Annotated in this window: 22 protein-coding genes and 1 pseudogene; 20 read left to right on the top strand and 3 right to left on the bottom strand. The window is 69.5% G+C overall.

Features of this window, described 5'->3' with window-relative positions; translation table 11 throughout:
• The 3 genes and pseudogenes from GQ56_RS44720 to GQ56_RS0126260 form a co-directional block, all read left to right on the top strand.
• Positions 1-149 (top strand): annotated as a pseudogene (locus GQ56_RS44720) (electron transfer flavoprotein subunit alpha/FixB family protein); the annotation flags it as partial.
• 63 nt (positions 150-212) lie between these two features.
• Positions 213-851 carry a MarC family protein gene (locus GQ56_RS0126265; RefSeq protein WP_031401480.1) on the top strand — a complete coding sequence of 213 codons (639 nt, stop codon included), beginning with the start codon at positions 213-215 and terminating at the stop codon, positions 849-851.
• A gap of 52 nt (positions 852-903) precedes the next feature.
• Entirely contained in the window at positions 904-2,499 is a 1,596-nt protein-coding gene (locus tag GQ56_RS0126260) for a 5-guanidino-2-oxopentanoate decarboxylase (protein ID WP_031401479.1), read from the top strand.
• 69 nt (positions 2,500-2,568) lie between these two features.
• On the opposite strand, the gene GQ56_RS0126255 is transcribed toward GQ56_RS0126260, so the two are convergent.
• Positions 2,569-3,225, bottom strand: coding sequence for a TetR family transcriptional regulator C-terminal domain-containing protein (locus tag GQ56_RS0126255; protein WP_235212761.1), 657 nt, complete (start codon positions 3,223-3,225; stop codon positions 2,569-2,571).
• Between the two features lie 238 nt (positions 3,226-3,463).
• On the opposite strand from GQ56_RS0126255, the gene GQ56_RS0126250 reads away from it, so the two are divergent.
• The 16 genes from GQ56_RS0126250 (at position 3,464) to GQ56_RS0126170 (ending at position 18,157) form a co-directional block, all read left to right on the top strand.
• The gene (locus GQ56_RS0126250; protein WP_031401477.1) at positions 3,464-4,270 is read left to right on the top strand and encodes an ABC transporter ATP-binding protein; all 807 of its coding nucleotides are present in this window, start codon (positions 3,464-3,466) and stop codon (positions 4,268-4,270) included.
• 68 nt (positions 4,271-4,338) lie between these two features.
• A complete protein-coding gene (locus tag GQ56_RS0126245) occupies positions 4,339-5,136 on the top strand; it encodes a transporter substrate-binding domain-containing protein (RefSeq protein ID WP_031401476.1) in 798 nt (265 codons plus the stop codon).
• A 54-nt stretch (positions 5,137-5,190) separates the two neighbouring features.
• Positions 5,191-5,907 (top strand): ABC transporter permease, encoded by a 717-nt coding sequence (locus GQ56_RS0126240; RefSeq protein WP_031401475.1) that lies wholly within the window; start codon positions 5,191-5,193, stop codon positions 5,905-5,907.
• A 49-nt stretch (positions 5,908-5,956) separates the two neighbouring features.
• Entirely contained in the window at positions 5,957-6,652 is a 696-nt protein-coding gene (locus GQ56_RS0126235; RefSeq protein WP_031401474.1) for an ABC transporter permease, read from the top strand.
• Positions 6,653-6,701: 49 nt separating this feature from the next.
• On the top strand, positions 6,702-7,913 hold the full coding sequence (locus tag GQ56_RS0126230) for a pyridoxal phosphate-dependent aminotransferase (protein ID WP_031401473.1): 1,212 nt from the start codon (positions 6,702-6,704) through the stop codon (positions 7,911-7,913).
• Complete coding sequence (locus tag GQ56_RS0126225) at positions 7,910-8,920, top strand: M14 family metallopeptidase (protein ID WP_031401472.1); 1,011 nt, start codon at positions 7,910-7,912, stop codon at positions 8,918-8,920. Before GQ56_RS0126230 ends, GQ56_RS0126225 begins: the two co-directional genes overlap by 4 nt.
• Positions 8,921-9,300: 380 nt before the next feature.
• Positions 9,301-11,685 (top strand): MCP four helix bundle domain-containing protein, encoded by a 2,385-nt coding sequence (locus GQ56_RS0126220; protein ID WP_031401471.1) that lies wholly within the window; start codon positions 9,301-9,303, stop codon positions 11,683-11,685.
• A gap of 10 nt (positions 11,686-11,695) precedes the next feature.
• Complete coding sequence (locus GQ56_RS0126215) at positions 11,696-12,436, top strand: methyl-accepting chemotaxis protein (protein ID WP_407638605.1); 741 nt, start codon at positions 11,696-11,698, stop codon at positions 12,434-12,436.
• Complete coding sequence (locus GQ56_RS0126210) at positions 12,433-13,020, top strand: hypothetical protein (RefSeq protein ID WP_031401469.1); 588 nt, start codon at positions 12,433-12,435, stop codon at positions 13,018-13,020. Before GQ56_RS0126215 ends, GQ56_RS0126210 begins: the two co-directional genes overlap by 4 nt.
• Before the next feature lie 21 nt (positions 13,021-13,041).
• Entirely contained in the window at positions 13,042-14,001 is a 960-nt protein-coding gene (locus GQ56_RS0126205; RefSeq protein ID WP_031401468.1) for a chemotaxis protein CheX, read from the top strand.
• 29 nt (positions 14,002-14,030) lie between these two features.
• On the top strand, positions 14,031-14,396 hold the full coding sequence (locus tag GQ56_RS0126200; RefSeq protein WP_031401467.1) for a response regulator: 366 nt from the start codon (positions 14,031-14,033) through the stop codon (positions 14,394-14,396).
• A 71-nt stretch (positions 14,397-14,467) separates the two neighbouring features.
• Positions 14,468-14,857, top strand: coding sequence for a type 2 periplasmic-binding domain-containing protein (locus tag GQ56_RS0126195; RefSeq protein ID WP_152601856.1), 390 nt, complete (start codon positions 14,468-14,470; stop codon positions 14,855-14,857).
• A 308-nt stretch (positions 14,858-15,165) separates the two neighbouring features.
• Entirely contained in the window at positions 15,166-15,618 is a 453-nt protein-coding gene (locus GQ56_RS0126185; RefSeq protein ID WP_031401464.1) for a DUF3592 domain-containing protein, read from the top strand.
• A gap of 140 nt (positions 15,619-15,758) precedes the next feature.
• The gene (locus tag GQ56_RS0126180) at positions 15,759-16,712 is read left to right on the top strand and encodes a hypothetical protein (protein ID WP_031401463.1); all 954 of its coding nucleotides are present in this window, start codon (positions 15,759-15,761) and stop codon (positions 16,710-16,712) included.
• Positions 16,713-16,766: 54 nt separating this feature from the next.
• The gene (locus GQ56_RS0126175) at positions 16,767-17,228 is read left to right on the top strand and encodes a DUF3592 domain-containing protein (RefSeq protein WP_063962867.1); all 462 of its coding nucleotides are present in this window, start codon (positions 16,767-16,769) and stop codon (positions 17,226-17,228) included.
• Between the two features lie 134 nt (positions 17,229-17,362).
• Positions 17,363-18,157, top strand: coding sequence for an enoyl-CoA hydratase (locus tag GQ56_RS0126170; protein ID WP_031401461.1), 795 nt, complete (start codon positions 17,363-17,365; stop codon positions 18,155-18,157).
• 145 nt (positions 18,158-18,302) lie between these two features.
• Here the strand turns inward: GQ56_RS0126170 and alr are convergent, their stop codons facing one another.
• Positions 18,303-19,424 carry an alanine racemase gene (gene alr, locus GQ56_RS0126165; RefSeq protein WP_031401460.1) on the bottom strand — a complete coding sequence of 374 codons (1,122 nt, stop codon included), beginning with the start codon at positions 19,422-19,424 and terminating at the stop codon, positions 18,303-18,305.
• A 300-nt stretch (positions 19,425-19,724) separates the two neighbouring features.
• Here alr and GQ56_RS0126160 point away from each other — a divergent pair, with 300 nt between their 5' ends.
• Entirely contained in the window at positions 19,725-20,096 is a 372-nt protein-coding gene (locus tag GQ56_RS0126160; protein WP_031401459.1) for an MAPEG family protein, read from the top strand.
• A gap of 42 nt (positions 20,097-20,138) precedes the next feature.
• Here GQ56_RS0126160 and GQ56_RS0126155 read toward each other — a convergent pair whose 3' ends face one another.
• Complete coding sequence (locus tag GQ56_RS0126155; RefSeq protein WP_031401458.1) at positions 20,139-21,086, bottom strand: LysR family transcriptional regulator; 948 nt, start codon at positions 21,084-21,086, stop codon at positions 20,139-20,141.
• Between the last annotated feature and the right edge of the window lie 47 nt (positions 21,087-21,133).

Raw genomic sequence — 21,133 nt, 5'->3', positions numbered from 1 at the left:
CGATCCAGCATCTGGCCGGCATGAAGGATTCGAAGGTGATCGTCGCGATCAACAAGGATCCGGAAGCGCCGATCTTCGGCGTGGCCGACTACGGCCTCGTCGGCGATCTGTTCGCGACGGTCCCCGAACTCCACGCCGAACTCGGCTGACGGCGTCCCCGGCCGCGACGCCCTCGCGCCGCCCATTCAACCGACCGCATCCGGGCGTGAACCATGACCCTGACGTCGAGCGACGTGTTGCTGTTCCTGACGGGCCTGCTGACACTGTTCTGTCCGCCCGTCGCGATCCCGATGTACGCGGCGGTCACCGGGCACTTTCCGGACGCGACCCAGCGGCAGATCGCGTTCCGGCTGTTCGCGTGGATCGCGACGCTGATGGTCGGCGCGGTGTGGGGCGGGCAGTTCCTGCTGCGCGTGCTCGGCCTGACGCTCGGCGCGTTGACGTTGACCGGCGGCGTCGTGCTTTGCCTGTGGTCGATCCCGATGATGCGCGGCATCGCGAACGACGAGCGCAGCAGCGGCGACACGCGGCTCGAGTATGCGCAATGGCGCAACTACATCGCGGTGCCGCTGATTTTCCCGCTGTCGATCGGGAGCGCGGTGATGTCGCTCGTGATCACGACCGCGACGCGCTTCCACTCGCCAGCCGACCTGCTGGCGCTGAGTGCGGCCTGCGTGCTGCACGCGGGCGTGATCGGGCTCACGTATGCGTGTTCGGCGTCGTGGTGCCGCCGGCTCGGCGAGATCGGCCGAACGCTGGTCGAGCGGCTGTCCGGCATCGTGCTGACCGCGATCGCGTTCCAGATGCTCGCGCAAGGCGTTCGCGAGCTGCTGCCGGGGCTCGCGCACTGACGCCGTCGGCCGGCGAACGATCCTGAAACCTGTCCTGAAGAACGGAGACCTCATGAAAACAGTAGGCATGTATCTCGTCGACCTGCTCGCGGCGCACGGCGTCGACACGGTGTTCGGCATACCCGGCGTCCATACCATCGAGCTGTATCGCGGGCTGGCCGGCAGCGCGCTGCGCCACGTGAGCGCGCGCCACGAGCAGGGCCTCGGTTTCATGGCGGACGGCTATGCGCGCGCGACCGGCAAGCCCGGCGTGTGTTTCGTGATCACCGGGCCCGGCATGACGAACATCGCGACGTCGATGGCGCAGGCGTATGCGGATTCGATTCCGATGCTGGTGATCTCGAGCGTGAATGCGTCCGGCGACATCGGCTCGGGCAACGGCCATCTGCACGAATTGCCGGACCAGCACGCGTTTGCGGAGAACGTCGCCGCGTTCAGCTACACGGTGCCGTGCGCCGCTGCGTTGCCGCAGGCGATCGCACGCGCCTTCGCCGTGTTTTCCGGCGGCCGCCCGCGGCCCGTGCACCTCCAGATTCCGCTCGACGTGCTCGCGGCGCCGGCCGATGCGCTGCCGCGCGTGCCGGCTGCGCCGCCGCGCATCGCTCCCGGCCCGGCGCGCGCCGACGGCGTCGATGCCTTCCGCGCGATGGCGTCCGCCGCGCGTGCGCCGCTGATCCTCGCGGGCGGCGGTGCGCTCGACGCGGTCGACGAGGTGCGCTGGCTCGCGGAAACGCTCGACGCGCCGGTCGTGATGACGATCAACGGGCGCGGCGTGCTGCCGCCCGCGCATCCGCTCGGCGTCGCGTGGTCGGCGTCGAGCGACGCGGTGCGCGCGCTGATGCGCGCCAGCGACCTGATTGTCGCGCTCGGCACCGAGCTGGGCCCGACCGACTACGACCTCTACGCGACGCGCAGCTTCGCGATGCCCGCGCCGCTCGTGCGGATCGATGTCGACCCGCAGCAGCTGTGCCGAAACGCGGTGCCCGCGCTGCCGCTGCTCGGCGACGTCGGCGAAACCGTGCGCGCGCTCCGGCGCATCTGGCCGGCCGATGCGCGCGCGCCCGGCGCCGGCGTCGAGCGCGCGGCGCGGTGCCGCGCGGCGGCGCGGCAGGAACTGAACGACGAGATGCGGCGCGATCTCGCGCTGCTCGACAGCGTGCGCGACGCGTTGCCCGATGCGGCGATCGTCGGCGATTCGACGCGCCTCGTCTACGCGGGCAACGTCGGGTTCGCCGCGCCGCGCCCGCGCAGCTGGTTCAACGCCTCGGTGGGATTCGGCTCGCTCGGCTACGGGCTGCCGGCCGCCGTGGGCGCAAGCCTCGGCGACGCGTCGCGGCCGGTCGTCTGCCTGGCCGGCGACGGCGGGTTCCAGTACACGCTCGCGGAACTCGGCACCGCGGTGCAGCATCGCGCACGCGTGATCGTCGTGCTGCTGAACAACGGCGGCTATGGGGAGATCAAGCGCGCGATGGTCGACGGCGGCGTCGAGCCGGTCGGCGTGGACCTGCACACGCCGGATTTCGTCGCGATCGCGCGGGCTTACGGATGGGGCGCGCAGCGCGTCGACGAAGGCGACTCGCTGGCCTCGGCGCTGAACGAAGCGGCGGCGCACGATGCGCCGTACCTGATCGAGATTCGCGCCGACTGAAAACGCTGACGGCCTCGCATCGCGAGGCCGTCGCGGCCGCCGTCGCCCGCGCGGCGGCGCGGGCAGGTGTTACGCGCGCTTGCGGGCCGCCTTCGGCGGCGGCAGGAACGTGCCGACGACCCGCAGGCAGCCCGCCAGCGCGTCTTCCGCGGTGAACGACGTGGGATCGCGCGCCAGCTCCAGCCAGAAGCCGTCGATCACGGCCGTCAGCGTCAATGCGGCGAGATCGCTGTCGACGGTGCCGCCGCGCACTTCCGCGATCTGGTCGAACAGCTTCTTCAGCGCTTGCCGGTAGCCGCTGTACAGCTCCTTGTGCGCCTTGCGGATCACCGGGTCGCTGTGCGCGACGCTCCAGAAGCCGAGCCAGACCTTCACGTTCTTCGGGGCGAACACCGGCGTGGCGAAACAGACCTTGATGATCGCGTCGAGCTTTTCCTCGGGGCCCGTCGCGTTCGCGGCCGCCGCCCGCGATACGTCGAGCAGGTCGGTCGCGAGCCGCTTGTAGGTCTGCGCCATCAGCTCGTCTTTCGACTGGAAGTGATGATTGATCAGCCCGCGCGACACCTTCGCTTCCTCGCAGATGCGGTCGATGGTGGTCTCGGAATAGCTGTAGCGCGCGATGCAGCGCATCGTCGCGTCGATGATCGATTGCTGGCGCACCGCGGGCGTTTCTCGGATGCCGCGGCTGCGTGTCTGAACCGGTGCGGTGCCAGGAGTCTTTTTCACGTGATGACCTTACGGAATCGTCAGGGCACCGATTATAGGGGAGTGCCGGACGCTTGTTCAATTGCACCGTCGATCTTGCCGCGACACCCGCGAAAACCCTCGGGCCGGTTTTTATTGAAACTGTTGAACCATCGTTCAACATAGCCTATAGTCGATCCCGCATGAGGTTGGTCGGCCATTCAACAAGGTGCCGCGTTCCTGCACGGGGCGGGCATGAGGATTCGACACGGGAGACAGCATGTTGGCGCGGGTGGAGAGCGTGAAATCGGCGGTCGAGGAGCGGGTGCGGGTGCTGGACCTGCACAAGCGGTTCGGCGAGCTGGAAGTGTTGAAGGGCGTATCGCTGAGTGCGCGCGAAGGCGAGGTGATCTCGCTGATCGGCGCGAGCGGATCGGGCAAGAGCACGCTGCTTCGCTGCATCAACCTGCTGGAGACGCCGAGCCGGGGGCGTATCGTCGTCGACGGCGAGGAGATCGGGCTGAGCGTGGACCGCAAGGGGCGCACCGTCCCGACCGATCCGCGCCAGGTCGAGCGGATCCGCACGCGGCTCGGCATGGTGTTCCAGGGCTTCAACCTGTGGGCGCATCGCACGGTGCTCGAGAACGTGATCGAGATGCCCGTGCACGTGCTGCGCGAGCCGCGCGCCGAGGCGGTCGCGCGCGCCGAGCAGCTGCTCGAGCGCGTCGGCCTCGCCGACAAGCGCAACGTCTATCCGGCCTTCCTGTCCGGCGGCCAGCAGCAGCGGGTCGCGATCGCGCGGGCGCTGGCGATGCGGCCGAAGGTCATGCTGTTCGACGAGCCGACTTCCGCGCTCGATCCCGAGCGTGTCGGCGAAGTGCTGAAGGTGATTCGCGATCTCGCCTGCGAGGGCCGCACGATGATTCTCGTCACGCACGAGATGGCCTTCGCGCGCGACGTGTCGAACAAGGTGCTGTTCCTGCACCAGGGGCGCGTCGAGGAGAGCGGCACGCCGGCCGAGATCTTCGATGCGCCGCAAAGCGAACGCTGCCGCCAGTTCGTCAACGCACACCGGCAACACCACTGAATCGCGGGCGCGGCCCGCGAGCGCGCGGGCCGTGCCGATCCCCGTCTTTCCCTGCAAGGAGTCCGACCATGAAACGCGTCGTTCGCAGTCTGCTGTGCCTGTTCAGTCTCGTCGCCGCGGCGCTCGCGCCGCTGGGGTCCGCGCATGCGTCGTCGGGCGTGCTGCGCTTCGGTGTTGCCGCCGAGCCGTATCCGCCGTTCCTGATGAAAAGCCCGACGGGGCAGTGGAGCGGCTTCGAGGCCGACCTGATCCGGGCGCTGTGCGACCAGATGAAGGCCCGGTGCGAGATCAAGGAGGTGTCGTGGGACGGCATCATCCCGGCGTTGCTCGGCGACAAGATCGACGTGATCTTCAACTCGATGTCGATCACGCCGGAGCGCGAGAAGGTGATCGCGTTCTCGCGGCCGTACTACGAGACGCCGGCCACCTTCGTCGCCGCGAAGAACGCGAAGCTCACGCTGACGCCCGACGGCCTGAAGGGGAAGGTGATCGGCGTGCAGGGTTCGACCGCGAACGCCGAGTTCGTCAAGGCGGCCTACGGCAAGAGCGCGACGGTGCGCCTGTACAACACGCAGGACGACTGCAATGCCGACCTCGTCGCGGGCCGGATCGACGCGACGTATCTCGACCAGCTCGGCATTCTCGATTTCCTGAAGTCGAAGGACGGCGCGGCGTTCGAGCTGAAGGGCCCCGGCAGCGTGAAGATGGATCCGGCGATCTTCGGCAACGGCGTCGGCGCGGGCCTGCGCAAGACCGATGCGCCGCTGAAGCGGCAGATGGACCAGGCGCTCGAACAGCTGCATGCATCGGGCAAGTATGCGCAGATCGCGAAGAAGTATTTCCCGATCGATCTCTGGCCGCACTGAGCGCGCCGATACGGGCTTCGGGCACACCGGCGGACGCACGGACGAGGAGGCGGGATGGACGGTTGGGGATGGGTGAGCTACCTGGGCATGGACCCGGACGGCTGGGGCGTCGCATTGCTGCAGGGCGCGGGCGTGACGCTCGAGATTTCGCTCGGCGCGTTCGTCGTCGGCATCCTGCTCGGGCTGCTGGGCGCGGCCGCGAAGCTGTCCGGCGTGCGCGCGCTGGAACGGATCGCACAGGCTTACACGACCGTATGCCGCGCGGTGCCTGAACTGCTGCTGATCCTGCTGCTCTATTACGCGGGCACCGACGCGATCAACCTGCTGATGACGGCGGTCGGCGCCGGGCCCGTCACGGTCAACGGGTTCGCGGCCGCGGTGATCGTGCTCGGCATCGTGCAGGGCGCGTACGCGGCGGAAATCATCCGCGGCGCGATCCTTGCGATCCCGTACGGGCAGATCGAGGCCGGCCGCGCGTTCGGCGCGCGGCCGTCGCTCGTGTTCCGGCGCGTCACGCTGCCGGCGATGGCGCCGTACGCGCTGGCGGGCTTCGCGAACCTGTGGCTGATCCTCGTGAAGGACAGCGCGCTGATCAGCGTGGTCGGCTACAGCGAACTGCTCTACACGGCGAAGCAGGCGGCCGGCTCGACGCGCGAATACATGCACTACTACCTGATGGTGGCCGCTGTGTATTTCGCGATCACCTGGCTGTCGGGGCAGCTGTTCCGCGAGGTCGAGCGCCGCTTCGGGCGCTGGATGCCCGCGTCGTGAGCCGCGCCGCGCGCGCCCGCGCACCTTCCCATCGAACCGGACCAATGTCATGGATCTGAGCGTACTGTCCTCCTACGGGTCGTTGCTGCTGCTCGGCGTGCTGACCACCGTCAAGCTGCTGCTCATCTCGGCCGTCTTCGGTTTCGGGCTCGCGATCGTCGTCGCATTCGCGCGGCTGTCGCGCAACCCGTTCGTCGCGCACGCGAGCCGGGGCTTCACCGAGGTGATCCGCGGCACGCCGCTGCTCGTGCAGATCTACCTGATCTACTATGGCGTCGGCTCGCTGTTCGCGGGCTGGCCGGCGCTGCGCGACAGCGTGCTGTGGCCGTTCCTGCGCGACGGCTTCTGGTACGTCGCGTTCGCGCTCGCGATCAGCGTCGGCGCGTATGTCGGCGAAGTGCTGCGCGCGGGCCTGCGCGGCGTGCCGAAGGGCGAGATCGAGGCCGCGCGCGCGATGGGGATGCGCCCGTCGATGATTGCGCGCCGCGTGTGGCTGCCGCGCGCGATCCAGATCCTGCTGCCGACGCTGGCCGGCGAGACCGTGATGCTGCTGAAATCGACCGCGCTCGCGTCGACGGTCGCGGTGATGGACGTGCTCGGCGCCGCGAACTACATCCGCGCGCAGACGCTGCGAACCTATGAACCGCTGCTGGCGATCGCGCTAATCTACGTCGTGCTCGCATTCGCGATCGAGCGCGCGTTCGGCCGGCTCGAGCGGCGCGTGCCCGTGCGCATGCCGCGCTGAACGAACCCACTGACGGCGCGGCGGCCGGCCGCCGCGCGATGGAGGATGCATGAACTATTCGAAGCTGGTCGATCGTCTGCAGGGCAAGCGCACGCGCGCCTGGGACATTCACTACGCGGCGCAGCAGGCGGTGGCCGCCGGCGAGCCGGCGATCATCCTGAGCGTCGGCGATCCCGATTTCGCGACGCCCGACGTGATCGTCGATCGCGCGGTCGCCGCGCTGCGCGAAGGCGACACGCACTACAGCGCGGTGCGCGGCCGCGTCGAGCTGCGCACGGCGATCGCCCGCGAGCATGCGGCCGTAGCGGGGCAGGCGGTTGGCGCGGAGCACGTGATCGTGACGGCCGGCGCGCAGAACGCGCTGTTCGCGATGGCGCTGTGCCTGTGCGAAGCGGGCGACGAAGTGATCGTGCCGGAGCCGATGTACCTCACGTACGAGGCGACCGTGCGCGCGTCGGGCGCGACGCTCGTGCCGGTGCCGGTCGATGCGTCGCGCGGCTTTCATCTCGATTGCGACGCGCTCGAAGCGGCCGTCACGCCGCGCACGAAGGCGATCTTCTTCGCGACGCCGTGCAACCCCACCGGCGTCGTGACGCCGCGTGCGGACCTCGAACGGATCGCGCGGCTCGCGTGCGAGCACGACCTGTGGGTCGTGTCCGACGAGGTGTACGCGGCGCTGACGTTCGAGCGCGAGATGGTCAGCATCGCGGCGCTGCCGGGGATGGCCGAGCGCACGGTGACGATCGGCAGCCTGTCGAAATCGCATGCGATGCCGGGCTGGCGGGTCGGCTGGGCGATCGGCCCGACCGAACTGATCGAGCATGCGGAGCGGCTCGCGCTGTGCATGCTGTACGGGCTGCCGGGCTTCATCCAGCAGGCGGCCGTCACCGCGCTCGACAACCGGGCCGCGATCGTCGCGGACATGCGCGAACTCTACCGGCGCCGCCGCGACCTTGCGCATGCCCGCCTGCGCGACGTGCCGGGCCTGCGCTGCCTGCTGCCGGAGGCGGGGATGTTCATGATGGTCGACGTGCGCGGCACGGGGCTCGACGCCCATGCGTTCACGTGGGGGCTGTTCCGCGCGAAGCAGGTCGCGCTGCTCGACGCCAGCGCTTTCGGCGATACGGCGGCGGGCTTCGTGCGCTTCGGTTTCGTCGTCGACGATGCGCAGCTGGCCGAGGCGTGCGAGCGCATCGCGTCGTTCGTCGCCGGTCTCGATGCGGGAGCGCATGCATCGATTCCGCTGGAGACGGGGCGATGATCGAGGCGTTGACCTGGCCGGTGCCGGGCGACGGTGGGCAGCCGCTCGAGATCCGTGCGTGGCGGCTGTCGGGCGGCGACGGGCCGCGGGTGTACCTGCAGGCCGGCGTGCACGCGGACGAGATCGCGGGCATGCTCGTGCTGCACCGGCTGTTGCCGCAACTGGCGGCGGCGCACGATCGCGGCGTGTTGCGCGGCACCGTGACGGTCGTGCCGCAAGCCAACCCGCTCGGGCTCGCGCAATTCCGGCAGGGGCGGCTGCTCGGCCGCTTCCATGAAACGACGCACCGCAATTTCAACCGGCATTTCCACGAATCGGCCGCGCTGCGCTCGCCCGCGACGACGTTCGCGGCGTGGCAGCGCACGATGCTTGCCGCCGCGTGCAACGCCGATATCGTGCTCGACCTGCATACCGATTCCGAGGCGCTGCCGTACCTGTACCTGCATCGCGACCTGTGGCCGGCCGGCCGCGACCTCGCGGCGGCGCTGGGCGCCGACGTCGCGATCCTGTGGGACGAGGACGACGACGGCGCGTTCGAAGGCGCCGTCGCCGCGCACTGGGCGCGCGACGGCGGGCTGCGCGGCCGGCTTGTCGCGACGGTCGAACTGCGCGGGCAGTCGGACGTGTCGGACGCGCTCGCCGGGTGCGATGCCGACGGCATGCTCGCGTTCCTGCGCGGCCGCGGCGTGATCGCGGAGTCGCCCGGCGTGCGCGACTGGCACGGCGAGGCCGTCCCGATCGCCCACATGGAGACGGTGCTCGCGCCCGTGTCGGGCGTGCTCGTCTACGAACGCGAACTCGGGGCGACGGTCGAGGCTGGCGAGCGCGTCGCGCGGATCGTCGCGCATCCGGGCGTGCCGTCCAGCGAATACGTGCTCGTTGCGCCGCAGGCCGGGCGTATCGTCACGCGCAATCGCGAGCGGCTCGTCGCGCAGGGCGACGTCGCGCTGAAGCTCACGGGTTCGCGGCCGTCGGCCGGCTGGTCGGGCGGCGCGCTCGATCCGTAAGCGACAACGCAGGCCCGTGCGTCGCATCGGGGTTTTCCGCAGCGGGGCGCCAATACGGATCGATTCGCGGGATAATGCGCAAACGTTTTGCGGGTATTTAAAAAACCGGATAAACGAAATATAAATAAAAAGATGAATATCCGTTGGCCTGTCGATCCCGTCAGCGCCGCAGCCGCTCTGGACAAGACGCCCGGAGGTTAACGGACGATCCGGTAAAAACTTTAGGGTTTTCCGGGGAAATTTGTTATTTCAATTTATTCGGTGATCGATTGATTAACGGTCATCGGACAGTCATACACCATCCCCGATAATTCGGCGCTCACATTCTTTCAATCGGCCAAACGGCGGTCGAATCCGGATCGCTGCGGGGAGCTGTACTCATGACCATCCGTCATCGCATTACGCTGCTAGTCGTCCTGACGTTCTTCGCGCTGTCCGCGATCGGCATCTATGCCGTGTACCAGACGCGCAAGAGCGCGTCCGAGGTGCGCCAGGTCACCCAGGGAATCGTGCCGAGCGCGCTCGCGTCGGCGGATCTCGTCGCCGATGTGAAGAACATCCAGATCGCGACGATGACGCTCGTCTACGCGCCCGACGCGAATACCGCCGCGCAGGCGCGCGACGAACTGAAGGCGAAGCAGGCCGCGCTGCGCGCCGCGCTCGACGTGCAGGCGAAATCGGCGGTCGGCCAGGCGCAGGTCGGGCTGGTCACGCAGGCGAAGGAAAGCGCGACGAACTACTTCGCGGCGATCGACGACACCGTGAAGATGAAGGCGGACGGCAAGGCCGAGATGGCGCAGGCCTACCTGTTCGCGAACGTCGCGCAATATCGCGACGAGCTCGAAAGCATCGTCGATACGCTGCGCGTCGAGAAGAACCGCCAGAAGGACGACGCGATCAACGCGCTGAACGGGATGCTCGCAACGACGGCGACCGCGATCGCGGGCGTCGCCGGCACGGTGATCGTGCTGCTGACCGCGCTCGGCCTGCTGCTGTATCGCCAGATCACGCGCCCGCTGATCGGCATGCAGACGGCGATGAGCGAGATCGCGACGAGCCAGGACTTCACGCGGCGCGTGCCGGTCGGGCGGATGGATGAAATCGGCCATTCGATCGTCGCGTTCAACGGGATGATCGAGAAGATCCAGGAGAACTCGGCGCAGCTCAAGCAGAAGACCGCCGACATCCAGGCGATGCTGCAGAACATGCAGCAGGGGATCCTGACCGTGGTGGACGGCGGCGTCGTGCATGCCGAGTATTCCGCATACCTCGAAACCATCTTCGAGACGGGCGACATCGCCGGCCGCGACCTGATGGCGCTCGTGTTCGACGATTCGGACATCGGCGCCGACGCGCGCTCGCAGGTCGACGCGGCGGTGCACGCCTGCCTCGGCGAAGACAGCATGAACTTCGAGTTCAACGAGCACCTGCTGGTCAACGACGTCGCGAAGCGCATGCCGGACGGCCGCGAGAAGTGGCTCGACCTGAGCTGGTCGGCGATCACCGACGAGACCGACACGGTCGTCCGCCTGATGCTGTGCGTGCGCGACGTGACCGAGATTCGCGAGCTGACCGCGCAGGCCGGCGAGCAGCAGCGCCGCCTGGAGATGATCGGCGAGATCCTGTCGATCAGCCAGGACAAGTTCCACGATTTCGTGCACAGCGCGAAGGGCTTCCTCAGCGAGAACGAGCGGATGATCCGCCAGCACGAGCGCGCCGATCACTCGATCGTCGCGGCGCTGTTCCGCAACATGCACACGATCAAGGGCAATGCGCGCACGTACAGCCTCCAGCATCTGACGAACATCGTCCACGAAGCGGAGCAGGCGTACGACTCGCTGCGCCGCGCGGACGGCGGCCCCGAGTGGAACCGCGACGCGCTGATGGACGACCTGGCCCGCGTGCGCGAGGCGGTCGAGCACTACGCGACGATCAACGCGGTCACGCTCGGCCGCAGCGGCGAGCCGGCGCCGGGCGGCGCGGACTTCCTGATGGTCGAGCGCGCGCACATCAGCGAGAGCCTGCGCGTGCTCGACGGCGCCGATCCCGCGAACGCGGCCGACTGGCACGCGGCGCGCGACGCGGTGCGCCGCATGCTGAGCCAGCTCGGCACGCAGGGTATCGGCGATGCGCTCGGCGGCGTGATCGAGTCGCTGCCGTCGCTCGCGGCGGAACTCGGCAAGCCGGCGCCCGTCGTGCACATCGACAGCCACGGCCATCGCGTGCGCAGCGAAATCGCCGCGACGCTGAAGAACGTGTTCATGCACCTGCTGCGCAATTCGATCGACCACGGGATCGAGTCGTCCGACGAGCGGCGCGCGGCCGGCAAGGCGGCGTCCGGCACGATCGACATCGCGGTCGGCGTGGGCGGCGGCGAGCTGTGGTTCGTGCTGGGCGACGACGGCCGCGGCCTCGCGCTCGACCGGATTCGCGGCATCGCGCGCGAGCGCGGCTGGATCGAAGCCGGCCAGGATGCGGCGCTGTCCGACGACGAGGTGGCCGAGCTGATCTTCCGGCCGGGCTTCTCGACCGCGAACGTCGTCACCGAAGTGTCGGGGCGCGGCGTCGGCATGGACGCGGTGCGCAACTTCCTGAAGCGCGACGGCGGCGATATCGCGCTGCGCTTTACCGACGATCGCGTCGGCGCGCCGTATCGCGCGTTCGAAACGATCGTGTCGCTGCCGGCACGCTTCGCGGCGGACGGCGTCGTGCACGGCGCCGCGCACGAGCGTGCGCGCAGCGCGGATATCGACGCGACGGAGTGATGCGGTGATGGTGCAGGGTTGGATGATCGAAGGGGCCGCCGCGCTGGCGGTCGGTGTAGCGGTCGCGGGCGTCGCGGCGATCGTGTTTCGCATGATGCGCAAGCGGCTCGTCGCGGCGCTGACGCACGATGCGCACGCGTTGCGCGGCGCGCTCGACGCGGCCGGCGCGCGGGCCGAGCAGGCGGCCGCCGCGCATGCGGAGGCGGCCGATGCGTGGGCGCAGCGCGAGGCGCAGCTCGAGGACGCGCTGGCGCGCGAGACGTCCGAGGCCGGCGTGCAGCGCGACGCGCTGCAGGCGCTGTCGGCCGACCGCGCGGCGCTCGCGCAGCAGGCGCTGAAGATCGCCGACGAAGCCGCGCGCCTGCGCGGGCTCGCCGGCACTTTCGAGCGCTGGCATGAGCAGATGATTTCACTGACCACGCAGAACCAGGACATGCGCGCGAAGAACCTGGAGCTGTCGGCGATCGTCGCGCACGTGTCGATCGTGTCGCTGAATGCGTCGATCGAGGCCGCGCGCGCGGGTACGGCGGGGCGCGGCTTCTCGATCGTCGCGAGCGAGGTGCGCGGGCTGGCCGCGCGCTCGCAGCAGCTGTCGAACAGCTATCGCGACAGCCTGAACCGCAACGATCTGGTGACGGCCGCGACGTTCCAGGACATCCAGGCCGGCGGCAAGATGATCACGGCCGCGCTCGCGACCGTCGAGACGCTGGCCGGGCAGCTGCACACGCGGATCGAAGGGGGCGCGGCGTGATCAGCGCGCAGGCGAAGGCCGGGTTCGAGCGGATCTTCTTCGATGCGGCGCGCACGCGGCTCGCGTCCGGCGGCACGTGCGACATCCGGCCGTCCGCCGGCGCCGCGCACGACGGCCACGATCATGCGCACACGCAGTCGAAGTCGCGCACGAAACCGAAGGTGCCCGAGCACGTCGCGGTGCTGACGATCTCGGCGCTGGATTTCCGCCTGCTGCTCGCGCTGCGCTTCAGCGACGACGATCCGACGCGCCGCCATTTCGCCGGCGCGACGGCCGGCGCGAGCCACGCGCGGCCATTGCCCGAGGCGTTCATGGAAGTCGCGAACCTGTGCTGCGGCGCGATCAACCAGGCGCTCATCGTGCCGTTTCCCGATCTCGGGATGTCGACGCCTTACCTGCTGAGCGGCGCGAGCATCGACTACCTGCCCGCACTCGCGCCCGATCATGTGGCCGCCTACGACGTAACGCTCGACGGCGACGTGCGGGTCGGCGCGACGTTGTGCGTGTGCGCGAATGCGCCGGTCGATTTCCACGTGCCGGAGACGGCCACGATGGAGAGCGGTGGCGAGCTGGAACTGTTCTGACCGACCCGGAGGACCCGCGAGATGATCGAAGACCAACCCGTCAGCAAGGTGCTCGTGCTCGACGACAGCCGCAAGCACGCCGATGCGATCAAGCGTTTCTGCGACGAGCACAACCTGGTCGGCCTGACCGTGCGGCGCAACCGGCTGCTGCAGGTGCTGCGCTCGAACATCGATCTCGGCGCGATCCTGCTCGCCGAGGATTACGGCGGCTCGCCGGCGGAGAGTGCGATCGTCGCGACGCAGATCGATGCGCTGCGGCCCGAGCTGCCGATCATCCTGCGCCGCGAATCGCTCGCGTCGCGCGACGGGCTGCCGGAGGCGCTCGCGCGCGTGGCGTGCGCGGCCTACGTCGCGGAGGACATGACGCCGCTCAAGCGTGCGATCGACGAATACCTGTTCGGCCGCGACTACCCGAACGCGCTCGTGCGCGGCATCGCGGAGATCACGGAGGCGCGCCTCGACAGCCTGTTCCCGGGCATGACGGTCGAGCACGAGACGCCGTGCATCGTGCGCGACCAGATCATCTTCGGCGAAGTGTTCAGCCTGATCGCGCTCGAAAGCGCGTGGTGCCGCGGCTACATGCTGCTGCAGACCAGCGAGCAGCCGCTGCTCGACATGCTCGGCGGCACGCGCGATACCTGCCGCGCGCCGGATTTCCGCGACGTGAACAGCGTGCTCGGTGAGCTGACCAACCTCGTGTGGGGCGCGTTCAAGAACCGTTATCTCGGCGACGCCGAGGCGCTGGCCCGCCATCCGGTGCAGGTGCCGCTCGTCGTCAATCACAAGCAGAAGTTCATTTCGTTCGGCGGCGACTGTCCGCAGCTCTGCTTCCAGTACCGGATGACCGACCCGGCATCGGGGCGCTCCGTCCGTCTCGACCAGCGCTTCGTGTTCAGCCTGAGCTGGTCGCCGGAGGATTTCCGCGAATCGGTGCGGGACGTGGGGCCGATGGTCGAGTCGGGCGAACTCGAACTGTTTTGAAGTCAGCAACAAGGAAAGGGGAACAACGCATGGCAAAGATTCTGGTGGTCGACGATTCCGGCACGGTGCGCGACGAGGTCGCGGGCTTCCTGCGCAATCACGGGCTCGACGTCGCGACGGCGGTGGACGGCAAGGACGGGCTCGCGAAGCTCAAGGCGACGCCCGGCGTGCGCCTCGTGATCAGCGACGTGAACATGCCGAACATGGACGGCCTGACGATGGTCGAGAAGATCCGCGGCGAACTGGCGAACGCGACGGTCAACGTCGTGATGCTGACGACCGAAAGCAGCCCGGCGATGAAGGAGCGCGGCAAGGCCGCCGGCGTGAAGGGCTGGATCGTGAAGCCGTTCAAGGGCGACGCGGTGCTCGACGCGCTGAAGAAGCTCGCGGGCTGACCCGCATCGGGCCGCTGTACGGGCGCCGCGGGGCCCGGGTTCGGCGCCGCGATGCGGGCCGTGCGGCCGCCGTGTCGCGTGTCAACCGTCGCCCGTCGCCCGTTGCCGGTCGCGGGCGTGTGTCGTGGCTCGACGATCATCTCCGTGAAGACCGGCGCGACGACGCGCGGCTGCGCGTGTTCGCACCGCCGTTCCCGAGCGGCGCGTTCGAGTTCGCGCCGCACCCGCCTGAACGCCGGCAGGCCGACGCCGCACATGTCAGTCTGCTGAAGACGTGCGTGCGTGCGTGCGTGCGCGCCGCCGGTCGCCGGTCGCCGGTCGCGGGTAGCGGCGAGCGCGAGCGCAATTTACAGCGTGCCGCGATATCCGTATCCTGCCGGATGCCGAGGGCGGCGTGCCCGCGCGACATGCGCGGCGCGCCCGGCATCCACGACGATCGGGAACGGGACACCTTCCAGTGAAAACGAACATCCAACGGGCGGCGCACGTGCGCGGCGCTTGCGTGCCGCAGGCGGCTGCGCTTGCGCGCCGAACGAGCGGCGCATGCATCCGCATGGGCGCAGACGGCCCGACGGCGTGCATCCCGGTGCGTGTCCTTCCGGCGAGCATCGGGCGCGCGCCATTCGTGCAGGACCGAGCCAATGGCAATGGCTACAACGGGCCGTACGCAGGCGCGGTCGGCACGACGACGCGAGGCGTGCCGCGCCGCTGCAACACGCGCGCGAAGATCGGCGTGTCGTTCCATCCATCCCGCCCGTAGGCGGCCGGGATGCCGACGGAATCCTCCCGCGCCGCCGCGCAGCGCATCGAGACGCTGTTCGCGAAAGGCGTTGTCTTCACCGTGCTGGGCGCCGGCATGCTGATCGGTGTCGCGCTGTACGCGCAGTGGACGCGCGAGTTCCTGCGAACGTCGGTCGTCGTGCCGGGCCGCGTCGTCAAGCTGAACGCGGGCCCGCATCATCCGGAGATCGCGTTCACGACGCTCGCGGGCGAGCATGTCGAATACCCGCAGGGTGGCGCGGTCAGCGAGCAGGACGGTGCGACGGTCGAGGTGCGTTACGCACCGGATGCACCCAGGATGACCGCGCGGCTGAATACGTTCGGCGCGATCTGGGGGGACGTGCTGATGCTCGGCGGGATGGGGGCCGTGTTTTTCGGCGGGGGCGTCGGCCAACTGTGGGCGGGCGTGCGCGCATGGCGCAGCCGGCGCCCGCCCGCCTGAGCGCGTGCCGTGCGAACCCCGCCGGGCCGGTCCGCATGGAACCCGTTCGCAACACCGTCGGGCCGCGCGTGTTGCGGCGCGGATGCACGCATGCGCCGCGTTGCCGTATTTTGCTTCGTCACTTCACGGGATATTCCGGCATGACAATCCGCTTGATGGCCCGGCTGGCCGCGCTCGGCGCGGCATGCGCGTGCCTGGCCGCACACGCGGCGGGCACCGCCCGTTCGCTCGACCAGGTGCCGGGGAAACTCGCCTCGCCCGATGCGCGCGCGGCGTACGTGCGCGACATGACCGGCGCACCCGATCCGGACGGTTTCGGCCTGCGCCTGCCGCCGGGCTTCACGAAGGAGGCGCTGGTTGCGCAACTGGCCCCGGGCGAACCGCTCGAGCGCGTCGTGCTGGTCGGCGCGAAGCCGTGGCCGCAGCGCCCCGGTGCGTTCGTCGCGATCGTCTGCGCGGCGCCGACCGATGCGCTCGCGCGCGACGCACTGCGCTTCCGGGCGCCCGACGACTGCGACGGCTACGAAGCGGGCGCCGATGCCGATACGGTGAAAGGGCAGGTCTGGCTGGGCGTGTTCGAGCGCGGTGCGGACGGTGCGCCGCGCCTCGTCGCGCGCACCGAACAGCCGCTCGACCAGCCGACCGACTGGAGCAGCACGCAACTCGACGCGCCCGACGTGCTCGAACGCGCGACGCAGCCGGGCGACCGCACGTTGCGGCCCGAGCGGTGGTCGAGGTTCGATCTCGCGCCGTACGTGCTGCGCACGGGCGATGCGGCGTTCGGCGTGCGGGCGGGCTGGTCGGTCGGTTATGCGGGCGGCGGCGCATCGTTCGAGGCGCTGTATCTGTTCCGGATCGACGGCAAGGCGCTGCGCGTGGTGTTCGCGCAGCCGATGATGTTCTACCGGAATATCGCCGGCGACTGGCATGCCGACGGCACGCGCGATCACGACATCACGGAAGGCAGCAACACGCTGGCCGTGCTGCCGGCCTCGACGGCGGGTTTCCACGACCTGCAGCTGCGCGAGCGTGGCGGCACGTGGCGCCAGACGTTTCGCTGGTCCGCGGGCGATGGCGAGTACCAGCCGCGCTGACGCCGGGGCGATGCCCGGCCTCGGCGCGCGTCGAATTCAACGGAGCGTTCCGGCATGACGGTATTCAAGGGCTGCATGGCCATGCTGACCGGCGTGGCGCTGCTGGTCTCGGCGGTGGTCGATGTCCGGTCGACGCGGCATTTCGTGCATGAGTCGATCGTCGTTCCGGGCCGCGTGATCCGGCTGGACTACGGTCCGCATCACCCGGACATCGCGTTCACGACGCTCGCGGGCGAACGGATCGAATACCCGCAAGGCGGCGATGTCGACGTGGACCTCGGCGATGCGGTCGAGGTGCGCTACCTGCCGGCCGACCCGCGCAGCAGTGCGAGGATGAATGCGTTCTGGGCGCTGTGGGGCGGCCCGATCACGTTTGGCGCGGCGGGCGCGCTGTTCATGCTGGCCGGGCTGCGGGCGGCGCGGTCGTCGGGGGCGTGTGGATCGTCGGGGGCGTCGGGATCGCCGGGATCACCGGGATCGGGCAGCCAGCGGGGCGACGGCACACCCGCCGAATGACGCCGGCGCGCAAGCGCACGCGGTGCCGCCCGCCCGGCGCCGCGCCGATCGCCGGGCACGCCGCCGAACGTGGCGCGATTGGACTATATTGACGCGTCGGCTGGTCGCGGCCGCCTTCAATCTGGTGGACCATCATGGATTCGAACCCCTCGTCGTCGGAACCCGTTTTGCTGCGTGAGGAGCGCGACGGCGTCGTCACGCTGCGCCTGAACCGGCCGCAGCAGTTCAATGCGTTGTCGGAGGCGCTGCTCGCGAGCCTGCACGACGCGCTTGCGTCGCTCGCGGACGATCCGCGGGTGCGCTGCGTCGTGCTGGCCGCCGAAGGCAGGGCGTTCTGCGCGGGCCACGACCTGCGGCAGATGCGCGGCACGCCGGAACTCGACTACTACCGCACGCTGTTCGCGCAGTGCAGCCGCGTGATGCTCGCGATGCGCGGGTTGCCGGTGCCGGTGATCGCACGCGTGCACGGCATCGCGACCGCGGCCGGCTGCCAGCTGGTCGCCGCGTGCGATCTGGCGATCGCGGCCGACACCGCGCGCTTCGCGGTGTCGGGCATCAACGTCGGGCTGTTCTGTTCGACGCCGGCTGTCGCACTGAGCCGCAACGTCGCGACCAAGCGCGCGTTCGACATGCTCGTCACCGGGCGCTTCATCGACGCGGCGACGGCTGCCGCATGGGGGCTCGTCAACGAGGCTGTGCCCGAGGATGCGCTCGACGCGGCCGTCGCGCGCAAGGTCGCGGAGATCGTCGCGAAGAGCCCGGCCGCGGTGCGGTACGGCAAGCAGATGTTCTACCGCCAGCGCGAGCTAGGGCTCGACGAAGCCTACGCGTATGCGGGCGACGTGATGGCGCGCAACATGATGGAAGAGGATGCCGGCGAGGGGATCGACGCGTTCCTCGAAAAGCGCACGCCGACCTGGCGTTCGTAGCGCGCGCAGGCCGGACGGCGCAGCCGGATCGATCGGCCGGGGGCTGCCCGGCATGTCGTGTGTTTCCGGCGCACGGGAACGCAAACGGGCCGCCCGAAGCGGCCCGCCCATGCCGCGCGGCAGCACGACGACGCGCCGCCGCCGTTCAGCGCCCGTAGCTGCCGGTCCGCAGCGCCGGCTCCGCGGTCGACGCGCCGGGCGGCACGACCACCACCGGCACGCGGCGCGCGAGCGCGCACATCAGCTCGTAGCCGATCGTGCCGCTGGCTTCGGCCACGTCGTCCACCTTCACCTGGTCGCCCCACAGCTCGACGCTCGACCCGATGCCCGCGTTCGGGCACGGCGTCAGGTCGACGGTCAGCATGTCCATCGACACGCGGCCGACGACGCGCGTCATCACGCCGTCCACCGCGATCGGCGTGCCGGTCGGCGCGTGGCGCGGATAGCCGTCCGCGTAGCCGCACGCGACGACGCCGATCCGCATCGGCCGGTCGGCCGTGAAGCGGCGGCCGTAGCCGACGGTTTCCTCCGGCGTCAGTGTCTGCACGCCGATGAGCCTGCTGGTCAGCGTCATCGAGGCCTGCAGCGGCGTGTCGGCGATGTGCCGTGCCGCGCCCGTCGGCGATGCGCCGTACAGGATCGTGCCCGGCCGCACCCAGTCGCGGTGCGCGCGCGGATGCCACAGCACGGCCGCCGAATTCGATACCGAGCGCTCGCCCGGAATGCCCGCCGTGGTCGCGTCGAACTGTTCGAGCTGCCAGTCGACCTGGCCTTCGTCGGCGTTCGCGAAGTGCATCATCAGCCTGATCCTGCCGATCGACGGCGCGCTCGCCGCGCGCTCCCACGCGGCGCGGAAGGCGGCGGGCCGGTAGCCGAGCCGGTTCATCCCGGAATTCATCTTGAGCTGGATGTCGATCGGCTGCCGCGGCTTCGCGGCGATCAGCATGTCGAGCTGTTCGTCGCAGTGCACGGCCGCCGTCAGCCGGTAGCGATCGGCCAGCTCGACGTCGGCCGGCTCGAAGATCCCTTCGAGCAGCAGCACGGGCTTGTCCCAGCCCAGCTCGCGCACGCGCACGGCTTCGTCGAGATCGAGCAGCGCGATGCCGTCGGCGGCCGCGAGGCCCGGGTAGATCCGTTCGATGCCGTGGCCGTACGCATCGGCCTTGACCACCGCCCACACGCGCGACGGCGCGACGGTGCGGCGAATGAAGTCGAGGTTGTGACGGACGGCATCGGGTCGGATATGGGCGACGATGGGACGTGGCATGGCGATGGCTCGGGGCGGATGTCGTTCGGCGCGCGCGGCGGCGCGGGGTCGGCAGCCTGGCGCGATAACGCGTCAGGCCAGTGTCGAGCGCTATCTTATTGGTGTTCGACCAGTTTTAATTAACGTTTTTGTCGACGATTTGGTGGAATTTTTGGTGCGACGCCAGCTTGATCGAGGCCGCCGGCGGGCCGTGCGGCCGAGTCTCCCGTCTAGAAAACCGGTGCGCGATCGGCCCGGCGCAATGCTAAGCTTGCGGCGATCTTGTCATTGATCAATGTAATCATAACGGAGGAGACTTTGATGACGACGTCCCAGCTGTGCCTGCTCATCGTGGCGCTGTTGCCGTTCCCGATGACGTTTCTCGCGAAGGCCCGCAAGGGTTACGACAACCGTGCGCCGCGCGATTACCTCGCGAAGCTCGAAGGCTGGCGCGCCCGCGCGCAGGCCGCCCATCAGAATGCCTGGGAAGCGCTCGCGCTGTTTACGGCCGCGCTGGTGGTGGCGTGGCACAACGGCGCGAACGTGCATCGCGTCGACCAACTGGCGATGGCGTTCGTCGCGATCCGCGTCGTCTATGCACTGATGTACCTGCTGAACTGGGCGTCGCTGCGCTCGCTCGTGTGGTTTGGCGGAATGGCGTGCGTGGTCGCGCTGTTCTTCGCCGCGCCGTAAGCGGCCCGGCGGGCCGCACGAGGCCGGCGTCAGGCCGGCCCGTCAGGCGCCGCCCGCGTCGCGAACGTGATGGTCGTTGGATGCGGGCGCAACGATCTTCGGGACGAACGGCGGCGCTTCCGCCTCGCTGCGCAGGAACGCGATCAGCGGATCGAGCAGCCGGTGCCGCGTCGACGGATGGCGGCGCAGCACGAACTGCCACGACGCATCGCGTGCGAGGCCCGGCACCAGCGGCACCAGGCGCCCGCTGCGCAGTTCGGGCTCGATGAGCGGCATGCGGCCGAGCGCGATGCCCGCGCCGCCGACCGCCGCGCCGATCACCTGGCTGAAGCTGCTGTAGCGGACGATCTTCGTCTCGAAGTCGCCCGGCAGGCCGAATGCCGACGCCCAGTTGCGCCAGTCGATCTCGGGGCTGTCCTCGTGCATTTCCTGCAGCAGCCGCGAGCGGCATACGTGCCCCGATGCGTACGGAAACAGCTCGGGGCTGCAGACCGGGAACACCGTCTCACGCAGCAGCACGTCGTCGTCGGCCCGCAATCGCTGCGCCGGCACGTGCACGATCGCCAGATCGACGCCGCTGCGCGCGAAATCCGGTTCGTTGTCGAGTACGACCGCATGCAGCGGCGTGTCGGGATGAAGCGATGAAAATTCCGCAAGACGGCGCGCGAGCCACATCGACGAAAACGGCGCGTTGGCGGACACGGTGAGCCGTTGCGCGGTGCCGCGAATCTCGGCGCAGGCATCGGACAGCCGCGACAGCGCATCGCTGACGGCCGGCAGCAGGCGCGCGCCGGCGGGCGTGAGGCTGATGCCGCCGAGTCCCGTGCTGCGTTCGAGCAGCCGCGTGCCGAGCGATTCCTCGAGCGAGCGGATCTGGTGACTGACCGCGCTGGTCGACACGTTCAGCTCGGACGCCGCGCGCGCGAACCCGCCGAGGCGGACGGCCGCTTCGAAAGCCCGCAATGCGCTGAGGGGAGGGAGGTGCGACATGCGGGGTATTGTAGTTGACTCAACACCCGTTGAAAAATCATCTTTTG

Origin of the sequence: Burkholderia paludis, from assembly GCF_000732615.1 — a bacterium.
Classification (GTDB): Bacteria; Pseudomonadota; Gammaproteobacteria; order Burkholderiales; family Burkholderiaceae; genus Burkholderia; species Burkholderia paludis.
The sequence above is the reverse complement of the archived record's forward strand: the minus strand, read 5'-3'. Positions and strand labels throughout refer to the sequence as shown.